Origin of the sequence: Rhizobium indicum, assembly GCF_005862305.2 — a bacterium.
In the GTDB taxonomy this organism is placed as follows: domain Bacteria; phylum Pseudomonadota; class Alphaproteobacteria; order Rhizobiales; family Rhizobiaceae; genus Rhizobium; species Rhizobium indicum.
In genome coordinates, this window is sequence record NZ_CP054021.1 from 1836378 (window position 1) to 1855620 (window position 19243).

The window sequence follows — 19243 nt, forward strand, 5'->3', positions numbered from 1 at the left end:
CTGATCCCCAGTCGAGAAGACGTACGTGGTCCAATTATTAACGTCCGTCATAAAGTCCCCGTTTGCGCACGCCATTCGGCCGCGCCTAATGCCAGTTTCCCTCTGCCCGAAATCAGAGGAAAATTCAACTAAAAGCTTTATTTCGCTTCGGAAAAGTTTTTGACCTTAGTAACTAACGCTCATGAAGCGCTTCCGCCGCAACCTCTACCAAAGGCCAGAAGACATATTCCAGGATCCTGTGCTCGCCCGTTCGAACCTTCGCAATTGCTGCCACGGCGGCACTTAAATTGACGTTACGGTCATCTGCTGAAATTTAATAAGCCTCAGGCTTGGTGATATCGGGAAAGCGAGAGGCCCGCATTGTTTCGGCGCCGCCGCAGGTCGTCTCCGGCTATCGTGCCGCGTCGGGTTCGAGGATCGCATCTGCCGCAATCTTGGTGACGTGGGCTGCGATCGTTCCGTAGTGAAGGGAAATGCTTCGAGCTTGACGACAGCGTCCTGTCCGACCGTGGTGAAGCCGATGTCCTTGTTCAAAGCGCAATTTGGAGATCAAACGCGCTCCCCAAGAAAAATGGGCGAAGCTGAAATCCCGCTGAGCTGGTCAGCTTGAAAGCCTGCTCCGGGCGTTCTCCGCCAATTCCTGCACCCGGTCTACGGGGATGCGGCCGATCAGCATGAAGGCGTGCGTCGCATTCGACCAATAGACGACGTTCATACCCTTGCGGCTTTCGAGGTCCGGTGCCTTCGGCCCCTTGTCAGACTTGACGATGCAGAGCGCCATCGGCCCGGTCTCGGGGTCGAGATAGGCGATCTGGGCGAGCGTCTTGCCGTCATATTGCAGCAACTGGGCGCGTTTGAAATCGATGCCTGGGAGCGAGACGGCTTCGGGGGAGAGTGAGAGGCCGAGTTTTTCGTCAAGACCGGCGAGCTGGGCGGCCTGATCCTCCCTGCCGGGGACGGGGCCGGCGAGCGTTTCGGCGGTATAGAGCGAGATATAATCGGCGACCACGGCGCGCCATTCGCTGTTTTCGTCCTTTGCCGACAAGCCCTTGCTAATGCCGATGACGGCGCGGTCGATGGCGATGCCGGCGACCAGCGAGGCGGCGAGCGCGCCGAGGAAGCGGCGGCGGCTGGCGAATGCGGGCGTGGAGGCGGAACTGGCGCTTTGCTGCGCCGGGATGGCGGCGAGCATCGCCTCCAGCTTCTCGCGAGGGGCTTCGGCGAGCAGCGGGGCGAAGGCTTGCTCGAAGGGCAGGTTGGCGCGCGCCAGGAATTCCAGCCGTTCGGCGGTGCTCTCGTCTTCGTTCACAATGGCCTCGATGCGAGCAGCCTCTTCGGCTGTCAGTTCGCCATCGATGAAGGCGGTCAGGTCCTCGTCGGAGGGAATGGTGTGTTTCTTCGTCATTGCCGTCCCCCTTCCGGTCCGGCGTCGGAGAGCTTGGCGCGGGCGGCCGCCAGCCGGCTCATCACGGTTCCGATCGGAATATCCAAAATGCCCGCAACCTCGCGATAGGAAAGTCCTTCCACATAGGCGAGGAAAACCACCGTCCTTTGCGCCTCGGGCAGCGCATTCACCTGTTTCAGCACCTGGTTCGCCATCACATGCGTTTCGGTGTCGTGGGCGCCGTCGAAGGTCAGCGTCTCCCCGGCATCGACGAAACCCTGGCCCTGGCGCACCCGGCGCGAGCGGATCTCGTTCAGCCAGATCGAATGCAGGATCGAAATCAGCCAGCGGTCGAGCCGGGTACCGGGGATGAACTGATCGGCGCGCTCGAGCGCGCGAAGGCAGGTAGCCTGCACGAGGTCGTCGGCGACATCGCGCCGGTGCGAGAGAACGAGACCATAACGCCAGAGCCTTGCCAGATTTTCCGTCAGGCCGCTCCTGATATCCGCTTCGCTCGCGATGGCCGCCTCCGCCGATCCTGCTCTCTTCGGAACCGCCGGACGAACCGGCGATTCCATTCTCGCGCGACTATAGGCAGGAAATATGCTGCGCGCGACCGACATTCTCACATCCCTTTCGCGGTTCAAATCTTCCCGCCCTGCCTGCCGATCAGATCTTCGACGGGTCGAGGATGACAGCGTTCAGATCCTGATATTCCTCGCAGCCGGTGCCGCAGATCGCCTTGATTGACTTCAGCTGGTCCTTGGCGAGATCGAGCTGACCCTTGATGACATAGGCTTCGCCGAGATATTCGCGGACCTTGGCATATTGCGGGTCCATCTTCACCGACCGCAGATAATAGGAAATGCCCTCGTCGGTGCGGCCAAGCTTGCGGGTGGCATAACCGCGATAGTTCAGTACTTCGGCAGTGTTCTGGTCCTTGACCGTGTCGAGCACGGCAAGCGCCTCCTCATAGCGGCCGGCCTTGGCCAGCGAATAGGCATAGTCGGCACGGTTCTCGTCGGAGACGTTGGCGCTCTGCTGCTTGACGCATTTCTTCGTCTTCTGGTCGTAGATCTCGCCCTTCTTGCAGACCGGCGTCGTGCTGCTATCATCGCCGATCGCAAAAACCGGGCCGGAGACAACAGAAGCGGCAAGGCAGCCGCCGAGAATGATGGAAGCGATGCGGACTGTCATGATCGTCATGGGGAAACTCCTCGAAAGTGACGTTGCGACGAGAGAACACCGCTGCATCCAGCTTTATTCGGCTGCTGCTTGCATTTCCTTCTTCACCCTTTCGTGAAGCTTCAGAGCTGAATAATTTGGGCGTCCGCGTGTTTTCCTTCGTTCCGCCGGAGGGACAAGGAGAATTCTGTGACCGATACCGTGAAACTCGTCAGCCTCGCCGTCGCCACACCCGAACATGTCATTTTCCAAAAACAGGCGCTCGAAGCCTCGGCCCGGCTGTTTGCCGACCGCTTCGAGGATTTCCGCCATCTTGCCCGCGTCTTCGATAGCGCCGGCATCGACAAGCGCCATGCGGCGCGGCCGCTTGCCTGGTTCGACGAGCCGCATGGCTGGCAAGACCGGATGCAGGCCTTTGCAGAGGTGGCGGGCGGGCTTTTCGTCGAGGCTGCCAGCTCGGCTCTTCGCCAGGCAGGGCTTGAGGCTGGCGATGTCGACTGTGTCGTGACCGTCTCCTCCACCGGTTTTACGACACCGAGCCTTGATGCGCAGCTTAGCCGCAGAATGGGTTTCAGACCCGATATCGAACGCGTGCCGGTCTTCGGGCTTGGCTGTGCCGCCGGCGTGTCAGGTTTTGCGATCGCCTCGCGACTGGCGCGGAGCCGGCCGGGCACTGTTGTGCTTTTCGTCTCGATCGAGCTTTGCACGCTCGCCTTCCGGCTGGACGAGCTGACGCGGCCGAACATCATCGCAACGGCGCTTTTCGGCGACGGCGCTGCCGCCTGCGTGCTGCGATCAGGCGAAGACGGGCTGGCGGAAGTGGAATCGACCGGCGAGCATCTTTTTCCCGACACGCTCGATATCATGGGCTGGAAGATCGATGACGGCGGCTTCGGCATCGTGCTGGCGCAATCGCTGCCACCCTTTGCCGAGCGGGAGCTTGGCCCAGCGGTAACGGCCATTCTGGCCCGAAACGGGCTGAAACCGGAGGATATAGACCGCTTCATCTGCCATCCCGGCGGCATGAAGGTGCTGGCCGCGATGGAGAGCGCGCTTTCGATGGTCCCGGGCACGTTGGATCACGAGCGCGCCGTGCTGGCCGAATATGGCAACATGTCCTCGCCAACCATCCTCTTCGTGCTGGAGCGGGCGATCCGCGCCGGATTGCCGGCGCGCGCTGCGATGATCGCCATGGGGCCGGGCTTTTCGGCCAGCTGCGTGACGCTCAGGAGGGTGGCATGATGTGGCCGTCAATCGCGCTTCTGGCATTCGTAACGCTGCAGCGGCTGGGGGAACTCGTGCTCGCCCGGCACAATACGGCGGCGCTTCTTGCCAGAGGCGCCAGAGAGGTGGCACCCGAGCATTATCCCACCATGGTGGCGCTTCATGCCGGCTGGATTATTGGTCTCTGGCTGCTTGCACCGGGTAGACCGGTCGCGCTCTTCTGGTTTCTGGTATTCATGGGGCTGCAGGCGTTGCGGCTCTGGGTGCTGGCGACGCTGAAAGGCCGCTGGACGACGCGCATCATCATCCTGCCCGGCGCGCCACTCGTCAGATCAGGGCCCTATCGCTTCCTCCGGCATCCAAACTATGCGATCGTCGTCGGCGAGATCGCCGTCCTTCCCCTCGCCTTCGGCCTGCCGCTTTACGCGATCGTCTTTTCACTTCTCAACGCGCTTATCCTCCATGTCCGCGTGAAGGCTGAAAATGCCGCACTGAAAAGCGCAATGATTTTGAAATGAATGCGATTTTCCGTTTGCGTCGCGGTATCGGCACGGGCATTTTCACCCCGACAGACAAAGCGGAATGCAAGCGGAAATGACGAAAAACGCAATCGTGCTCGGCGCCGGCATCGTCGGGGTCTCCACGGCCATCCATCTTCAGCGGCGCGGCAGGCAGGTGACGCTGATCGACCGCAAGGATCCGGGTAACGAAACCTCGTTCGGCAATGCCGGCCTGATCCAGCGGGAAGGTGTGGCACCCTACGGCTTTCCCCAGCAGCTCGGGCTTTTGCTGCGTTATGCGCTGAATAACCGCATCGACGCGCATTATCACCTGCGCACACTGCCGAGCCAGATCGCCTTTCTCGCCCGCTACTGGTGGAATTCCAATGCGCGCCGCCACGCGATCATTACCCGGGCCTATGCGCCGCTGATCGAAAATTCGATTGCCGAACACAAGGACCTGATCGAGGCGTCGCAGGCCGAAGGGCTGATCCGCAAGGACGGCTGGATCAAGATTTTTCGCACTGAAGCCAAGCGCGACGGAGCTCTTTCGGAGGCAGCACTTTGGCAGAATGAATTCGGCGTGGAGTATGACAGCCTGAGTCCGGCCGATATCGCCCGCATGGAACCTCATCTTACCGGCGATTTCGCCGGCGGCATCCGCTGGCGCGATCCCTGGTCGGTGCTCGACCCGCATGCGCTGACATCGGCCTATCGCCGCTATTTCGAAAGTATCGGCGGCCGCTTCGTCACGGGTGACGCCGCCTCGCTCGGCCCGTACGGCTCCGGCTGGAAGATCCTGACGAGGGAAGGTCCGCTCGAAGCAGAGGATGCGGTGATAGCGCTCGGCCCCTGGGCGGCCGTTGCAACGCGCCGGCTCGGCTATTCATTCCCGCTCGGCGTCAAGCGCGGCTATCACATGCATTATGCCGCCGAGGGCAATGCCGTGCTCAACAATTGGACGCTCGATGCCGAACGCGGCTATCTCCTGGCGCCGATGCGCCGCGGCATACGCCTGACGACAGGGGCGGAGTTTGCAACGCTCGACGCGCCGAAGACGCCGGTCCAGCTCGACCGCGCCGAAGCCGTGGCGCGCACCATCTTCCCGCTTGGAGACCGGCTCGATCCCGAGCCCTGGATGGGCGCGCGGCCCTGCACGCCAGACATGATGCCTGTTATCGGCAAGGCGCCGCGCCATCAGGGCCTGTGGTTTGCCTTCGGCCATGCCCATCACGGGCTGACGCTCGGGCCGGTGACCGGCCGCGTGCTTGCCGAACTCATCACCGGTGAGGCGCCGTTCATCGATATTGCGGCCTATTCGCCGCGGCGTTTCAACCCGTGATACCGAGCGCTGCAAGGCTCTTGAGCGCCGTTGCCGCGATGCCTTCGATCGTGTCGTCGATATCGACAGTGACGACGCCCAGCTCGCCGGTCGGCGGTTCCAGCGTCGCCAGCTGACTTTCGAGCAGCGAGGCCGGCATGAAATGTCCCTTGCGCTCGCCCATCCGCTTCATCAGCAACGCTTTGGAACCTTCGAGATAGACGAAGAACAGATTGCCGCCGACAGCAGCCCTGAGCCTGTCGCGATAGATGCGCTTCAGCGCCGAGCAGGAGACGATAATGCCCTCGCTCTTCTCCATCGAGGCTTTCATGTCTTCGCCGATGCGGTCGAGCCAGGGCATCCGGTCCTCATCGGTCAGCGGAATGCCCTTCGACATCTTCTCGACATTGGCGGCGGGATGGAGCGCATCGCCTTCGACGAAGGTCAGGTGCAGGGCTTCGGCGAGTTTCTCGCCGACGGAGGATTTGCCGCAGCCGCTGACTCCCATGACGATGATCGCATGGGATTTGTTCATCTGCTCCGACATGATTCCTCCTTAGCTTGCCTTCCCGCTCAATCGAGCGGGAAGTGACAGGCATATTGTTGTGCACCCTCTCCACTTAGTTCGGGAGAAACCTGGCGACAATAGTCCTGTGCCTTCCAGCAGCGCGGATTGAAGTGGCAACCCGACGGCGGCTTCAACGGCGAAGGCAGTTCGCCCTGCAGGCGAATGCGGGTCTTTTCGCGATCGGGATCGGCGATCGGCGTCGCCGACAGCAAGGCTGCCGTATAGGGATGGCGCGGCCGGGCGAAAACCTCGGCGGCCGGGCCGGTTTCCACAGGACGGCCGAGATACATTACCATCACCTCGTCGGCGATATGATGGACGACGGACAGGCCGTGCGAGATGAAGAGATAGGCAAGCCCCATCTCCTTCTGCAGGTCCATCAACAGGTTCAGCACCTGCGCCTGGATCGACAGGTCAAGCGCCGAAACCGGTTCGTCGAGCACCAGCACCTTCGGCCGCAGCATCAGGGCGCGGGCAATGGCGATGCGTTGGCGCTGGCCGCCCGAGAACATATGGGGATAGCGGCCATAATGCTCCGGCCGCAGACCGACGCGGGCCATCATCTCCTCCACCTTGCGGCGGCGGGCGGCGGCGTCGAGACTGGTGTTGATCTTCAGCGGCTCTTCGAGGATCGAGCCGACCTTCTGGCGCGGGTTGAGCGAGCCGTAGGGGTTCTGGAAGACGATCTGCACCTGGCTGCGCAGGCTGCGATCGCCGACATGGGCGGGCTTGCCGTCGATCAGCAATTGCCCCGATGTCGGATTCTCGATCATCGTGACCAGACGGGCGAGCGTCGACTTGCCACAGCCGGATTCGCCGACGACGGCGAGCGTCTTGCCGGAATGCAGGCTGAAGCTGACGCCGTTCAGCGCCTTGACCGTGGCATCGGCTTTGAAGAGGCCGCGGTTGACGGTGTAGAAGCGGGCGAGATCCCTGCCCTCGAGAACAGCGCCCGTCATACGAGATCTCCTGCAGTTTCAACGGCCATGATGCCGGGGTGCCCGAGCGGCTTGCCGTCCTTCAAAGGATAGTTGCAGAGCGCCAGTCCAAGCTCCGGTCCCTGACGGACGACACCGCGATCGCACTCGACCGTGGCAAAGCCGCAGCGCGGCGCGAAGAGACAGCCTGTCGGGCGACCGTGCTGGCCGGGAACGACACCGGCGATCGAGGGAAGACGCTGGCCGACCTTGGCGCGCTCCGGCAGGGCGGCGAGGAGGGCTGCGGTATAGGGATGATGCGGATCGCGAAACAGCGCCCTTACCGGCTGTTCCTCGACCTTCTGGCCGGCATATTGCACCTGCACGCGTTCGGCGGTTTCAGCAACGACCCCCATGTCGTGGGTGATCAGCACCAGCGCCATGCCCTGCTCCTTCTGCAGGCGAACGAGCAGATCGAGGATCTGTGCCTGGATCGTCACGTCGAGCGCAGTCGTCGGCTCGTCGGCGATCAGGAGCTTCGGATTGCAGGCGAGCGCCATGGCGATCATGACGCGCTGGCTCATGCCGCCGGACATCTGATGCGGGAAGTTCGACAGGCGCTCTTCCGGCGCCGGAATGCCGACGAGGTTGAGCAGTTCGATCGAGCGCTGGCGGCGCTCCTTGCGGTTGAGGCCCATATGAAAGCGCAGGGTCTCGCCGAGCTGAAAGCCGACGGTGAAGCACGGGTTGAGGCTCGACATTGGCTCCTGGAAGATCATCGCCATATCCTTGCCGATGATCCTGCGGCGCTGGCGGGCGGAGATGCCGCGCAGGTCCTTGCCATCGAACTGCATCCGGTCGGCGGTGATCCTCGCCGTCCAGGGCAGAAGCCCCATCAGGGCCAGCATGGCCACGGATTTACCCGAGCCGGATTCGCCGACGACCGACAGGATCTCGCCCTTGTCGCAGGCAAGCGATACGCCGTCGACGGCCCGGAAGAGACCGGAAGAGGTCTGGAATTCGACCGTCAGATTTTCAATCTCGAGGAGTGACATCACGACCTCTTCAGTTTGGGATCGAGCGCGTCGCGCAGGCCGTCACCCATCAGGTTGATGGCGAGAACGGTGATGAGGATGGCAAGACCCGGGAATGTCACCACCCACCAGGCGCGCGAGATGAACTCACGGGATTCGGCCAGCATCGTTCCCCATTCGGGTGTCGGCGGCTGGGCGCCCATGCCGAGAAAGCCGAGCGCGGCGGCATCGAGAATCGCCGCCGAGAAGGCGAGCGTCGCCTGAACGATCAGTGGCCCAAGACAGTTCGGCAAGATCGTCTTGAACATCAACCGGAAGGTGCCGGCACCGGCGACGCGCGAGGCGATCACATATTCCTTCTCACGCTCTGAAATGACCGAGGCCCGCGTCAGCCGGACGAAATGCGGCTGGTTGACCAGCGAAATCGCGATCATCGCATTGGTGAGACCGGGTCCCAGCACGGCCACCAGAACGAGAGCCAGCAGCAGCGACGGGAAAGCCAGGATGATGTCCATCAGGCGCATGATTGCCGTATCGATCTTGCCGCGGAAAAATCCGGCAACGAGGCCGATCAGGACGCCTGAAATGACCGAAAGCGTGACGACGACGACGCCGATGAAGAGCGAGAACCGCGCGCCATAGATCAGGCGCGAGAGGATATCGCGGCCGACAGCATCCGTTCCGAGCGGGAAGGAGGCGCTGCCCGCCTCCATCCAGAACGGCACGGCGAGCAGCACCGCACGGTTCTGCTCGTTCGGCTGATGTGGCGCAAAGAGCGGCGCAAGGATTGCGACGACCAGGATGATGGTGAAAACCACGAGGCCGATGACGGCGCCCTTGTTGCGGGAGAAATAATGCCAGAACTCCGCAAGAGCGGATGGCTGGCCGGTTTTGACGGTGACCGTGCTCATGGACCGCTCCTAATGACGAATGCGCGGATTGATGAAGCCATAGAGAACATCAACAATCAGATTGACCAGCATGATGACGCCGGCGATCAGCAGAAGACCACCCTGGACCACGGCATAATCGCGCTTGAAGACCGAATCGACCATCCATTTGCCGATGCCCGGCCAGGAGAAGATCGTCTCGGTGAGGATGGCGCCGGCTAGAAGAACGCCAATCTGCAGACCGATCGTGGTGATGACAGGGATCATTGCGTTGCGCAGCGCATGCACGCCGACGACGCGCAGCGGCTTCAGGCCTTTCGAGCGCGCGGTGCGGACATAGTCCTCACCCAGAACTTCGAGCATCGCCGAACGCGTCTGGCGCGCGATGACGGCGAGCGGGATGGTCGCCAGCACGATGGTCGGCAGAATGAGGTAGCTGACGGCTGAGGCGAAGGCTCCCTTCTGGCCCGACAGCAGGCTGTCGACAAGCATGAATCCGGTGACCGGCTTGAAGAAATACATCAGCGAGATGCGGCCGGAAACCGGCGTCCAGCCGAGATAGCCGGAGAAGAAGATGATGAGCAGCAGACCCCACCAGAAAATCGGCATGGAATAACCGATGAGGGCAACACCCATCACGCTCTGATCGAACCACGTGCCTCGCTTGACGGCCGCAAAAACGCCGGCGGGCACGCCAAGACAGACGGCGATAATGATGGCACAGAGCGAAAGCTCCAGTGTTGCCGGGAACAATGTGAAGAACTCGCCGAGAACGGGCCGCTTGGTGACGATCGAGGTGCCGAGATCGCCTTGCAGCACTTTTCCGAGATAATCGAAATACTGCACATATATGGGCCTGTCGAAACCGAGATCGTGCATGATCTGGGCGTGACGTTCCGGCGCCATCACACGTTCACCCGACAAAAGCATGACGGGGTCGCCGGGGATCATGCGGATGAACGAGAAGGCTATTAGCGAAACGCCAAGGAATGTCGGGATCAGCACCGCGAGGCGGCCGATGAAAAAACGCAACATAGCAGGTTTTCCAATAGTTTCCGGCGGTCAGGGGAACCTGACCGCCGGCCGCACCCGGCGTTGACCGGGCAGTTTACAGATTTTTTATTATTCGGAAATGTCCACACCGTCGAAGCGGTGAATTCCGAGCGGGTCCATGAAGAAGCCCGAGACCTTCTTGCTCATCGGAACGAAGACCAATGAGTGGTCGAGCGTATTCCAGGGAGCTTCCTTCTTGAAGATCAGCTGAGCCTGTTCATAGGCCTTCGTGCGCTCGGCGACGTCGGCCGTCTGCTTGGCCTTCGTCATCAGATCGTCGAATTCCTTGTTGCACCACTGAGCGCGGTTGTTGCCGCCGACAGCGTCGCAGCCAAGCAACGTATCCATGAAGTTGTCAGGGTCGCCATTGTCGCCGGTCCAGCCGAGGATGACGGCACCGTCGCGATTCTTGTCGGACGAGAGCTTCAGATATTCGGCCCATTCATGAGTGACGATTTCCGCATCGACGCCGACCTTGGCCAAGTCGGCCTGCATCAATTCTGCGGCGCGGCGCGCGTTCAACATGTACGGACGCGAAACCGGCATCGCCCAGATCTTCATCTTCAGATCCTTGACGCCGGCATCTGCCAGCATCTTCTTCGACGCATCGGGATCGTACTTGTCGTCTACGACGGCATCGTTATAGGACCACATCGTCGGCGGGATCGGGTTCTTGGCAACGGCTGCGGCACCCTGGAAGACGGCGTCGACGATCGCCTGCTTGTTGATCGCCATGTTCAGCGCCTTGCGGACTTCGGCCTTGTCGAAGGGAGCAATCAAGGTGTTGTAGGCGAGATACGAAACGTTCAGGCCGGCTTGCTCGAGCACGGTCAGGTTTTCGTCCTTCTTGAGTTCGGCGACGTCAGCCGCATTCGGATACGGAATGAGGTGGCATTCGCCGGCCTTCAGCTTCTGCGCGCGGACGGCAGCATCAGAGGTGATCGCGAAAACCAGATCGTCGATCTTTTCCTTGCCCTTGAAATAGGTTTCGTTCGCCTTGTAGCGGATAACGGCATCCGGCTGATAGGCGACGAAGGTGAACGGGCCGGTGCCGAGCGGCTGCTGGTTCAGCTGCGCCATCTTGCCGTCGGCGGCGAGCTTGTCGGCATATTCCTTGGAGACGATCGAGGCGAAGTCCATGGCGAGGTCGGCGAGGAACGGCGCTTCGGGATGGTTGAGCGTGAACTTGACGGTGAGGTCATCGACCTTCTCGATCGACTTGATCAACTCCGGGAAGCCCATGCCGGCAGCATATTCGTAAGAGCCGCCCTCGACATACTTGTTCCACGGATTGTCAGCCTTGAGCTGGCGCTCGAACGAGAAGATGACGTCGTCGGCATTGAAGTCACGCGTCGGCGTGAAGAAGTCGGTGGTCTGGTACTTGACGCCCGGATGAAGCTTGAAGGTGTATTCCTTGCCGTCGGCCGAAACGCTCCAGCTGTCGGCCAGGCCCGGCTCGATCTCGGTGCCGCCATGCTTGAATTCGACGAGACGGCTATAGACCGTACGCGACGACGCGTCGAAGGTCGTGCCTGCCGTGTAGAGGCTCGGGTCGAAGCCTTCCGGCGAGCCCTCGGAGCAATAAACAAGGGTCTTGGACCAGGCCGACGTCGCCATGACGGAAATCAGGGCCGTCGCTGCCAGGAGGACAGAGATCTTTTTCATAATATTGTTTCCCGGTTGTTCTTCTTGATGTTTGGAGATCGTAGAATGCATCTCGATCGACGGTTGATGGAACGATATTTATCTACTGAAAGCAACGGGCTATGCAGAAAAATTTTCCAGCTGGACAATTTTAGAAATTTTCAGTCAAAAATCAGCCGCATTTGGAAATATTCGGACAAAAATGACCAAAATTTTGTCGCATTTGGTATAAAAGCGCGCCCATCGCGACATGCAACCGGCATTTCCCAGCATTCGGAGGCCGATGAGACGCCTGCAAAAACAAAAACCGCGGTTGCCAGGGCAACCGCGGTTCAGAAGCAAATTCTGATCTTTAAATCAGGCGGCGGGGGCAACGATCGCGGGTTTGCGATATGCCGGCTCGCCGGTGATTCCGAGAAGGAAATTGATCTGCGGACGCGCCTTGACGAGGTCGTCAATGGAGTATTCCGAAAGCACTGCAAAGAAGGCGTTGAGCGCCTTGCGCAGCGCCGAATTCAAACCGCAGCTGTCGACCAGCGGGCACTCGACCTCACCGTCATCCTCGAAGCATTCGGCCATGGCGAAGCTGTCTTCCGTCACCCGAACGACGTCGAAAAGACTAATGTCGGCGGCCGGTTTGCCCAAGCGCACGCCGCCGTTGCGACCGCGCACGGTTTCGACCAGACCCGCCTTGTTGAGCGGCTGGAGGATCTTGAAAAGAAAGAGCTCGGAAACGCCATAGGCCCTGGCGATTTCCGGAATCCGGCTCAAGTGTCCGTCGTTGGCAGCACAATACATCAACATGCGAACCGCATAGTTGGTCTGCTTCGTCAACCGCATGCCATTCTCCTGACTCGTCTGTTCAGACCTATATAGGCGGTTTGCTAGTTTTGAACAATTCCAAAATATGAAATTCGCATTCAGCTTATGAGGCCATTTGCCGCGACGTCAATCCCGCTTCAGGATCTCGACGTAATCCAGAATCGCCTGCTTGCGCTCGGGCGTGCCTGGATGAGTGGACAGCATGCTGGTGCGGGAGTGGTCGCCGAGCTTGGTCTCCAGCAGATCGAAAAATCTGGCGATCGCGACGGGATCCATGCCGGCCTTGCGCATCAGTTCGACCGAGCGCCGGTCGGCCTCAGCCTCGGCACCGCGAGAATAGGACAATGCGAGCAGGCCGCCGCCTTGCGTCAGGATGTCCTCGACGCCGGAGCCGATATCGCCGGCAATCAGCATGACGAGACCGGCGACGCCCGCGGCCCGATAGAGCTGCCTGAGGCTGTGCTTGTATTCGACATGGCCGATCTCGTGTGCGAGAACGCCTGTTATCATCTCGTCGTCGCCACCCGCCAATTCGATCAACTGGTCGGTGAGGACGATATTGCCGTCGGGAAGCGCGAAGGCATTGGGACCGATCAAACCGCCATTGCGAAAATTCAGGACATAGCGGTCGGCGCCGCCTTCGGCATTGGCCGCCACCTTTCGGAAGCGATCGGCGATTTCGGCCTGCCGGATCTCCTTTATGTGGCTTGGAGACAGCGCCGTCGTATCAAGCGTGTTGAGAGCGCCATAGGACATCATCTCAGAGACGACAGGCGGCGTCACGAAGATGGCGACTTCGACGAGCGCCGGCAGCGCATAACGATAGATTCCGACGGCAAGCAGAACGACCGCGACCGCGAAGACGAAGATGCGGGGATGAAACTCTTCAAGCCGATGCACCCATCCGCTTTTGCCGCCAGCGCGAAGAAAGGCATCGATTGCGTCATTGTCGGCGCTCTCGAAGACCGAACCGTCGGTAAAGACCGCACGCCGGGGGATCGATCCGACGCGCGCCGTAAAGGAGACCTTTCCGATGGCGCCATCGGAAAGAGCCGCATCTTCCGCGGTCACGGCGATGAGGCGCCCGCCCCGCGACAGCAGGCGGGCGGGAACGGCGGCGCTCGAATGCGGCGGATACCATTCCCCCGTCGCGATGGTTTCTCCGTCAGAAACCAAAATCAAGCCCTTCCATGCTCATATATTCCGAACCGACGGCAGTGCCGCTGGCTTCAAACTGCGTAAAGACCTCGCCGATCTCGCCTTCGATGCGGATCGCTGTGTGCTCGGTGACATAACGCGCCAGCCGAACCGCCGCCCAAGGGCGCATCAGGCCGAGGGTAAGCACCGTCACCACGACGTTCGATATGGCGATCCAGGCATAGCGTGCACGGGAAAGATCGCTCCGCAAGACATGCCGGCCGTCGATCCGTGTCGACGACCAGACGATGTTGTGGACAGCCGCCCGATAGATGAGACCGGCAAGGCCGTAGATGATGATGAGGCCGAAGACGACCAGATACATTCCCGACACCACCATGAAGATAAGTGGATCACTCTCAACCGAGCTGGCATCAGAAGCCTGTATCCCGACGACTATGATCGCAATCAAGGCAGAGAGCACGACCGCGCCCAGCACGACCATCACGGCCGGGATGACAAGCGCGCCGTAAAGCGCGCCGAGCTTGGGATCGGTATCGAAAGGCCGGTTGCCGTAGCGGAGATTGTTGAAAATGTAGCGGTTGAGCCAGCGGCTGGCGAAGGGCGCAAGCAAACCCAGCGACAGGACGGCGACGAGGCTTCCGAGCATGACGGAGACGAAGGCGCCGCCGGCGGAGCCGGTGAAATCAAATCGGACGTTGCGGTAGCTGGTTACGCGGGCGTTGAAACGAAGGCCCCTCACGATCAGCCAGGGAAGTGCGATGAGGATGAGGACCGTGGTTACTAGCGAGAACAGCGGATGAATCACCGCCAGAATGTTGGCAACGATAACGAAGGCCACCACAATGAGGCGGCCGATAAAGATCTGCATGCCGGTGGCGTGATATTCGAAACTACGGCCGAGCAGGACGGTGTTGCCGTAGAAATAACGATTGCGCCGCACCTTCGCCCAGGCCGAATAGATGCCAAGCGTTACGATCGTCAGAAGAACGTTGACGATCCAGATGCCGAAATATTCCGATGCCGTGCCGGTGAACCTTGCACGCTCGAATGCGTTCGCCGCGGCGCCCGCGGACACTCGATTATCCATATTTGCTTCCCCCAAAGCGTAACAAGCCCACCGGCTCATGACGGGAATCACGCGACCGGCAGCTCATCTGAAAGCAAATCCGGCAAAAATCAACAACTTAGAATCGAAAAATCCGGGAGCCGAAAGGCCCCCGGATTGCAGATTGAAGATTGGAAGCTTGTGAAGATTACTTCATCGTCGGCATGACGAATTCGGCGCCGCTCTTGATGCCGGAGGGCCAGCGGGCGGTGACAGTCTTGGTCTTCGTCCAGAACTTGATCGAATCCGTCCCGTGCTGGTTGAGGTCGCCGAAGCTCGAGGCCTTCCAGCCGCCGAAGGAGTGGTAGGCGAGCGGAACCGGGATCGGAACGTTGATGCCGATCATGCCGATATTGATGCGCGAGGCAAAATCGCGGGCGGCATCGCCGTCGCGGGTGTAGATTGCAACGCCGTTGCCGTATTCGTGCTTCATCGGCAACGACAGCGCTTCCTCATAGTTGTTGGCGCGAACGACGGAGAGGACAGGTCCGAAGATTTCGGTCTTGTAGATATCCATCTCCGGCGTGACGTGATCGAACAGGCAGCCGCCGACGAAATAGCCGTCTTCATAGCCCTGGAGTTTGAAATCGCGGCCGTCGACGACGAGCTTGGCGCCTTCCTCGATGCCGCGGTCGATCAGGCCGCGAACACGGGTATAGGCCTCCTTGGTGACGAGCGGGCCCATGTCGGCCTTGTCGTCGGTATAGGGGCCGATGCGCAGGGATTCAATCTTCGGCGCCAGCTTCTCGACGAGGCGGTTGGCGGTTTCTTCGCCGACCGGAACGGCAACCGAGATTGCCATGCAGCGCTCGCCGGCCGAACCGTAGCCTGCGCCCATCAGCGCATTGACGGCCTGATCCAGGTCTGCATCCGGCATGATGATCATGTGGTTCTTGGCGCCGCCGAAGCACTGGGCGCGCTTGCCGTTCATCGCCGCGGTGCCATAGACGTAGCGGGCGATCGGCGTCGAGCCGACGAAGGAGACAGCGCCGATATCGGGATCGGTGAGGATCGCGTCGACGGCACCCTTGTCGCCATTGACGACGTTGAGGATGCCGGCGGGCAGGCCGGCCTCGATCATCAGTTCGGCGAGACGGATCGGCAGGGAGGGATCACGCTCGGAGGGCTTCAAGATAAAAGCGTTGCCGCAGGCGATTGCCGGTGCAAACATCCACATCGGGATCATGCCGGGGAAATTGAAGGGGGTAATGCCGGCGCCGATGCCGACCGGCTGGCGGATCGAATACATGTCGATCGCCGGGCCTGCGCCCTCGGTGAACTCGCCCTTGGCAAGATGGGGAATGCCGCAGACGAATTCGCAGACTTCGAGGCCGCGAATGACGTCGCCCTTGGCATCCTCGATCGTCTTGCCGTGCTCCTTGGAGAGGATTTCGGCAAGCTCGTCCATGTGCTTGTTCAGGAGTTCGACGAACTTGAAGAAGACGCGGGCGCGGCGCTGCGGATTGGTGGCAGCCCATTTCGGCTGCGCAGCCTTGGCGTTTTCGACGGCGGCACGCAGTTCCTCGACGCTTGCGAGTGCGACCGTCGCCTGCACTTCGCCAGTCGCCGGATTGTAGACATTGCTCACGCGGCCGCTGGTGCCGGCAACATGTTTGCCGCCGATGAAATGACCGATCTCATGCATGGGTGTTCCTCCTGTTTTTCGATGGCCGACAATCGCACTTCAATTTGCACAAATCAATGCGCTGATATAAGCAACCGTTGTGCGTAAATTATAGCCCTGTCGTTGTATTAGGCGCTGCGGCTGCTTCAAATTTGGCACCGCACGCCGACAAGTCAAACGCCGACAAGTCAAACCCTGGGGGAGGTCAAACCGATGAGCCGGAAACCCGTTGTCAGAATGGCGGAGCTGGAGATCGATCCGGACACGCTTGAAACCTATTGCGCATTGCTTACGGAAGAAATCGAAGCAGCCGTCGCGCTGGAAGACGGCGTCCTTTCCCTGAGCGCCGTTTCCATCAGGGACAACCCAAACCGGATCCGTATCCTTGAAGTCTACGCCGACCAGGAAGCATACGAGGCACATCTGCGGACACCGCATTTCCTTAAGTACAAGAACCAGACGGCGCACATGGTCACATCGCTGACACTTATCGAGGTCGATCCGATCGCAATGCTTGCCAAGCCATGAACTGGGACGATGTTCGTATTTTCCTCGCCGTCGCCCGCACCGGGCAGATCCTTGCCGCTTCGAAGCGGCTCGGGCTCAATCACGCCACGCTCTCGCGTCGACTGACTTCTCTCGAAGAGGCGCTGAAGACGCGGCTTTTCATCCGCCGCACGAATGGCTGCGAGCTGACGGCCGAAGGCGAAGTGTTCCTGGCATCCGCAGAGCGGATGGAAACGGAAATGCTCGCGGCACAGGCCAGCCTCGGCCATACCGATACGGCAATCGCCGGGACCGTGCGCGTCGGCGCGCCTGATGGGTTCGGCGTTTCCTTTCTTGCGCCGCGCATGGGCAGATTGATCGAGCGCCATCCGGAGCTGAAGATCCAGCTCGTACCGGTGCCGCGTTCTTTCTCACTCTCGCTGCGCGAGGCCGATATCGCCATCACGCTGGAGCGGCCCGAACAAGGCCGGCTCGTCTCCTCCAAGCTCACCGACTACACGCTCGGCCTTTATGCCTCGCGGGATTATCTGGCGTCACAAGGAGCGCCCGCCGATGTCGACGCGCTCAAGGCGCATCGCCGCATCGGCTATGTCGAAGACCTGATCTTCACCGCGTCACTGAATTTTTCCGGCGCAGTCATGCGGAGCTGGGATGCGGGCTTCGAGATTTCGACGGCGATCGGACAGACGGAGGCGGTACGAACAGGTGCCGGCATCGGCATCCTGCACGATTATATCGCCAGGCAATATCCGGAACTCCAGCGCATTCTGCCGGAGGTTTCGATCCGGCGCGCCTACTGGACGACTTATCACGAAACGGCGCGCGACCTCATGCGCGTCAGGACCGTCGCCGATTTTCTCCAGGAACTCGTCAGCGCCGAGCGGCACATTTTCCTTTAAGTCTCGAAAGTGTGCTTTGCCGGCTCGTCGTTCTCGTCAGGATTGGGAACCGGTGCTTCGTCAGGCAGCCTGTCCGGCTCCGGTTCCTTGATCGGAGGTACCGGCTTCCAGCCGGGCCCGGGCATCGGCGGCTGGTCGGGAATGGGTTCGTTGGGCACGGACATGACCGCCTCCCTTTCATGATTTCAGTTTACGCGACGTTCGGGGCTATTTGTCCGGCTTCAGCGATTCGGCAGCACGCATCGGCATGCTATCGATGATGGCGAAGAGCTCGCCATCGGTAATCGGCTCGCTGGCCTTGAGCTTGACGGTGCCGTCCTTGCCGAGAAGGAAAGCGGCGAATTCGCCGACCTCCGGCGCCTCGAGATCACGGCGGATGGCCTCACCGTCGAGGCCGTCAGCCGCACCGAAGAGTGGTCGAACGCCGGCGCCGGAAATCTTCAGCACCACCAGGTCGCGATCATCGAGGGCTGAGCGATCGGCCAGCAAGTGATTTTCCTGCCGGGCGGCGCGGGAATTATCCCTGTCGGCGAAAACAACGAAGACGCGGTTCTTCCACTGGAACTGGGCGAGGCTTTCGACCGGCGCATAAGCGCTGTTGGTCACGTCGATCTTGGTCGCACCGTAGAGCAGGGTCTTCGACATGCATATTCTCCCGTTAACATGGAGAACGGCCCCGGCGCGACATGGGTTCCATCGAAACGATAGGAACCAGGTTTTCATTCTGATCGTGGGGAGATGGTACGGTTGGGGGGTCTCGAACCTCCGACCTCAGGTGCCACAAACCTGCGCTCTAACCAACTGAGCTACAACCGCATATATCGCGCTTGGCGCGACGGGGGTCACATACGAGGACTTGGCGAGGAATTCAAGTCCCATTCCTCGTCAATATACAAAAAGGCTGGACGCGAGGTCCAGCCTTTTATCTCCGATCGGTAAGGACCGATCAGGCAACCTTGAAGGAAGCCATGGCCTTTTCGGCGGCGTCCTTGGAGGGCTTTGCGAGCTTTTCGGCCACCTGCTTGGTGGTTTCCTGGATCGACTTGGCCTGCTCGACGGTGAGTTCGGCCTGCTTGCGGATGAACGAGGTCTGCAGCTCGAAGAATTCGGCCGGCGACTTGACGCCGAGCAGCGCTTCGAAGTGCGACAGCGAGTTCTCGGAATTGATGCGCAGGATGTCGATCGCCTTCAGGCCGATCTCGACCGAGCCGGCCTGTGCCGTCTGGACGGTGGCTTCGAGCGTCTTGCCGGCTTCCTCGCCAGCGGTCTTCAGCTTGGCATAGGCATCCTTCGACTGCTGAGCGCCCTTTTCGGCGAATTCACGGAAAGATTCCGTGAACTTGGATGGGTCGAAAGAAGCAATTGAAAAAACGTCGTCGGTCTTTATGGTAGCCATGGGTCGCAT

At 60.6% G+C, this 19243-nt stretch carries 21 protein-coding genes and 1 tRNA gene; 5 read left to right on the plus strand and 17 right to left on the minus strand.

The window, feature by feature from the left end:
- Window positions 1–601: 601 nt before the first annotated feature.
- Genes FFM53_RS09135 through FFM53_RS09145 form a run of 3 tightly spaced genes read right to left on the minus strand, consistent with a single transcriptional unit; the run spans window position 602 to window position 2590 of the window.
- Complete coding sequence (locus FFM53_RS09135; RefSeq protein ID WP_138388042.1) at window positions 602–1405, minus strand: anti-sigma factor family protein; 804 nt, start codon at window positions 1403–1405, stop codon at window positions 602–604.
- On the minus strand, window positions 1402–2007 hold the full coding sequence (locus FFM53_RS09140; protein ID WP_138388043.1) for an RNA polymerase sigma factor: 606 nt from the start codon (window positions 2005–2007) through the stop codon (window positions 1402–1404). Before FFM53_RS09140 ends, FFM53_RS09135 begins: the two co-directional genes overlap by 4 nt.
- Window positions 2008–2053: 46 nt before the next feature.
- On the minus strand, window positions 2054–2590 hold the full coding sequence (locus FFM53_RS09145) for a tetratricopeptide repeat protein (RefSeq protein ID WP_138388044.1): 537 nt from the start codon (window positions 2588–2590) through the stop codon (window positions 2054–2056).
- 168 nt (window positions 2591–2758) lie between these two features.
- Between FFM53_RS09145 and FFM53_RS09150 the strand changes: the two genes are divergently transcribed.
- The 3 genes from FFM53_RS09150 (at window position 2759) to FFM53_RS09160 (ending at window position 5635) form a co-directional block, all read left to right on the plus strand.
- A complete protein-coding gene (locus FFM53_RS09150) occupies window positions 2759–3811 on the plus strand; it encodes a type III polyketide synthase (RefSeq protein ID WP_138388045.1) in 1053 nt (350 codons plus the stop codon).
- The gene (locus FFM53_RS09155) at window positions 3808–4311 is read left to right on the plus strand and encodes an isoprenylcysteine carboxyl methyltransferase family protein (protein ID WP_138388046.1); all 504 of its coding nucleotides are present in this window, start codon (window positions 3808–3810) and stop codon (window positions 4309–4311) included. Before FFM53_RS09150 ends, FFM53_RS09155 begins: the two co-directional genes overlap by 4 nt.
- A 76-nt stretch (window positions 4312–4387) precedes the next feature.
- The gene (locus FFM53_RS09160) at window positions 4388–5635 is read left to right on the plus strand and encodes an NAD(P)/FAD-dependent oxidoreductase (RefSeq protein ID WP_138388047.1); all 1248 of its coding nucleotides are present in this window, start codon (window positions 4388–4390) and stop codon (window positions 5633–5635) included.
- Here FFM53_RS09160 and FFM53_RS09165 read toward each other — a convergent pair.
- The 10 genes from FFM53_RS09165 to FFM53_RS09210 form a co-directional block, all read right to left on the minus strand.
- Entirely contained in the window at window positions 5625–6161 is a 537-nt protein-coding gene (locus tag FFM53_RS09165) for a gluconokinase (protein WP_425504953.1), read from the minus strand. The two genes, FFM53_RS09160 and FFM53_RS09165, sit on opposite strands and share 11 nt — an antisense overlap.
- A 26-nt stretch (window positions 6162–6187) precedes the next feature.
- Window positions 6188–7141 (minus strand): peptide ABC transporter ATP-binding protein, encoded by a 954-nt coding sequence (locus FFM53_RS09170; protein WP_138388049.1) that lies wholly within the window; start codon window positions 7139–7141, stop codon window positions 6188–6190.
- Entirely contained in the window at window positions 7138–8154 is a 1017-nt protein-coding gene (locus tag FFM53_RS09175; protein WP_138388050.1) for an ABC transporter ATP-binding protein, read from the minus strand. The genes FFM53_RS09170 and FFM53_RS09175 overlap by 4 nt, the downstream gene beginning before the upstream one ends.
- Window positions 8154–9044, minus strand: a complete 891-nt coding sequence (locus FFM53_RS09180) for an ABC transporter permease subunit (RefSeq protein WP_138334317.1) — start codon at window positions 9042–9044, stop codon at window positions 8154–8156. Before FFM53_RS09180 ends, FFM53_RS09175 begins: the two co-directional genes overlap by 1 nt.
- A gap of 9 nt (window positions 9045–9053) precedes the next feature.
- Window positions 9054–10058, minus strand: coding sequence for an ABC transporter permease subunit (locus tag FFM53_RS09185; protein WP_017959055.1), 1005 nt, complete (start codon window positions 10056–10058; stop codon window positions 9054–9056).
- A gap of 87 nt (window positions 10059–10145) precedes the next feature.
- On the minus strand, window positions 10146–11741 hold the full coding sequence (locus tag FFM53_RS09190; RefSeq protein WP_028758279.1) for an ABC transporter substrate-binding protein: 1596 nt from the start codon (window positions 11739–11741) through the stop codon (window positions 10146–10148).
- Between the two features lie 336 nt (window positions 11742–12077).
- Complete coding sequence (gene rirA / locus FFM53_RS09195; protein ID WP_003545647.1) at window positions 12078–12560, minus strand: iron-responsive transcriptional regulator RirA; 483 nt, start codon at window positions 12558–12560, stop codon at window positions 12078–12080.
- A gap of 108 nt (window positions 12561–12668) precedes the next feature.
- Entirely contained in the window at window positions 12669–13718 is a 1050-nt protein-coding gene (locus FFM53_RS09200) for a M48 family metallopeptidase (RefSeq protein ID WP_138388051.1), read from the minus strand.
- On the minus strand, window positions 13708–14790 hold the full coding sequence (locus FFM53_RS09205) for a YjgN family protein (RefSeq protein WP_138388052.1): 1083 nt from the start codon (window positions 14788–14790) through the stop codon (window positions 13708–13710). Before FFM53_RS09205 ends, FFM53_RS09200 begins: the two co-directional genes overlap by 11 nt.
- A gap of 166 nt (window positions 14791–14956) precedes the next feature.
- Complete coding sequence (locus tag FFM53_RS09210; RefSeq protein ID WP_138388053.1) at window positions 14957–16453, minus strand: CoA-acylating methylmalonate-semialdehyde dehydrogenase; 1497 nt, start codon at window positions 16451–16453, stop codon at window positions 14957–14959.
- 192 nt (window positions 16454–16645) lie between these two features.
- On the opposite strand from FFM53_RS09210, the gene FFM53_RS09215 reads away from it, so the two are divergent.
- Window positions 16646–16960: a putative quinol monooxygenase gene (locus tag FFM53_RS09215; RefSeq protein WP_138388054.1), complete on the plus strand. Its 315-nt coding sequence runs from the start codon at window positions 16646–16648 to the stop codon at window positions 16958–16960.
- Window positions 16957–17838 carry a LysR family transcriptional regulator gene (locus FFM53_RS09220; protein WP_138388055.1) on the plus strand — a complete coding sequence of 294 codons (882 nt, stop codon included), beginning with the start codon at window positions 16957–16959 and terminating at the stop codon, window positions 17836–17838. The genes FFM53_RS09215 and FFM53_RS09220 overlap by 4 nt, the downstream gene beginning before the upstream one ends.
- Here FFM53_RS09220 and FFM53_RS09225 read toward each other — a convergent pair.
- The 4 genes from FFM53_RS09225 to FFM53_RS09240 all read right to left on the minus strand — a co-directional run bounded on the left by FFM53_RS09225 (window position 17835) and on the right by FFM53_RS09240 (window position 19234).
- Complete coding sequence (locus FFM53_RS09225) at window positions 17835–18002, minus strand: hypothetical protein (RefSeq protein WP_017990318.1); 168 nt, start codon at window positions 18000–18002, stop codon at window positions 17835–17837. The two genes, FFM53_RS09220 and FFM53_RS09225, sit on opposite strands and share 4 nt — an antisense overlap.
- Window positions 18003–18045: 43 nt before the next feature.
- Window positions 18046–18483: a DUF4174 domain-containing protein gene (locus FFM53_RS09230; RefSeq protein ID WP_138388056.1), complete on the minus strand. Its 438-nt coding sequence runs from the start codon at window positions 18481–18483 to the stop codon at window positions 18046–18048.
- 94 nt (window positions 18484–18577) lie between these two features.
- Window positions 18578–18654 (minus strand) — tRNA-His (locus FFM53_RS09235).
- 130 nt (window positions 18655–18784) lie between these two features.
- Window positions 18785–19234 (minus strand): phasin, encoded by a 450-nt coding sequence (locus tag FFM53_RS09240; RefSeq protein WP_003545621.1) that lies wholly within the window; start codon window positions 19232–19234, stop codon window positions 18785–18787.
- Window positions 19235–19243: the final 9 nt, after the last annotated feature.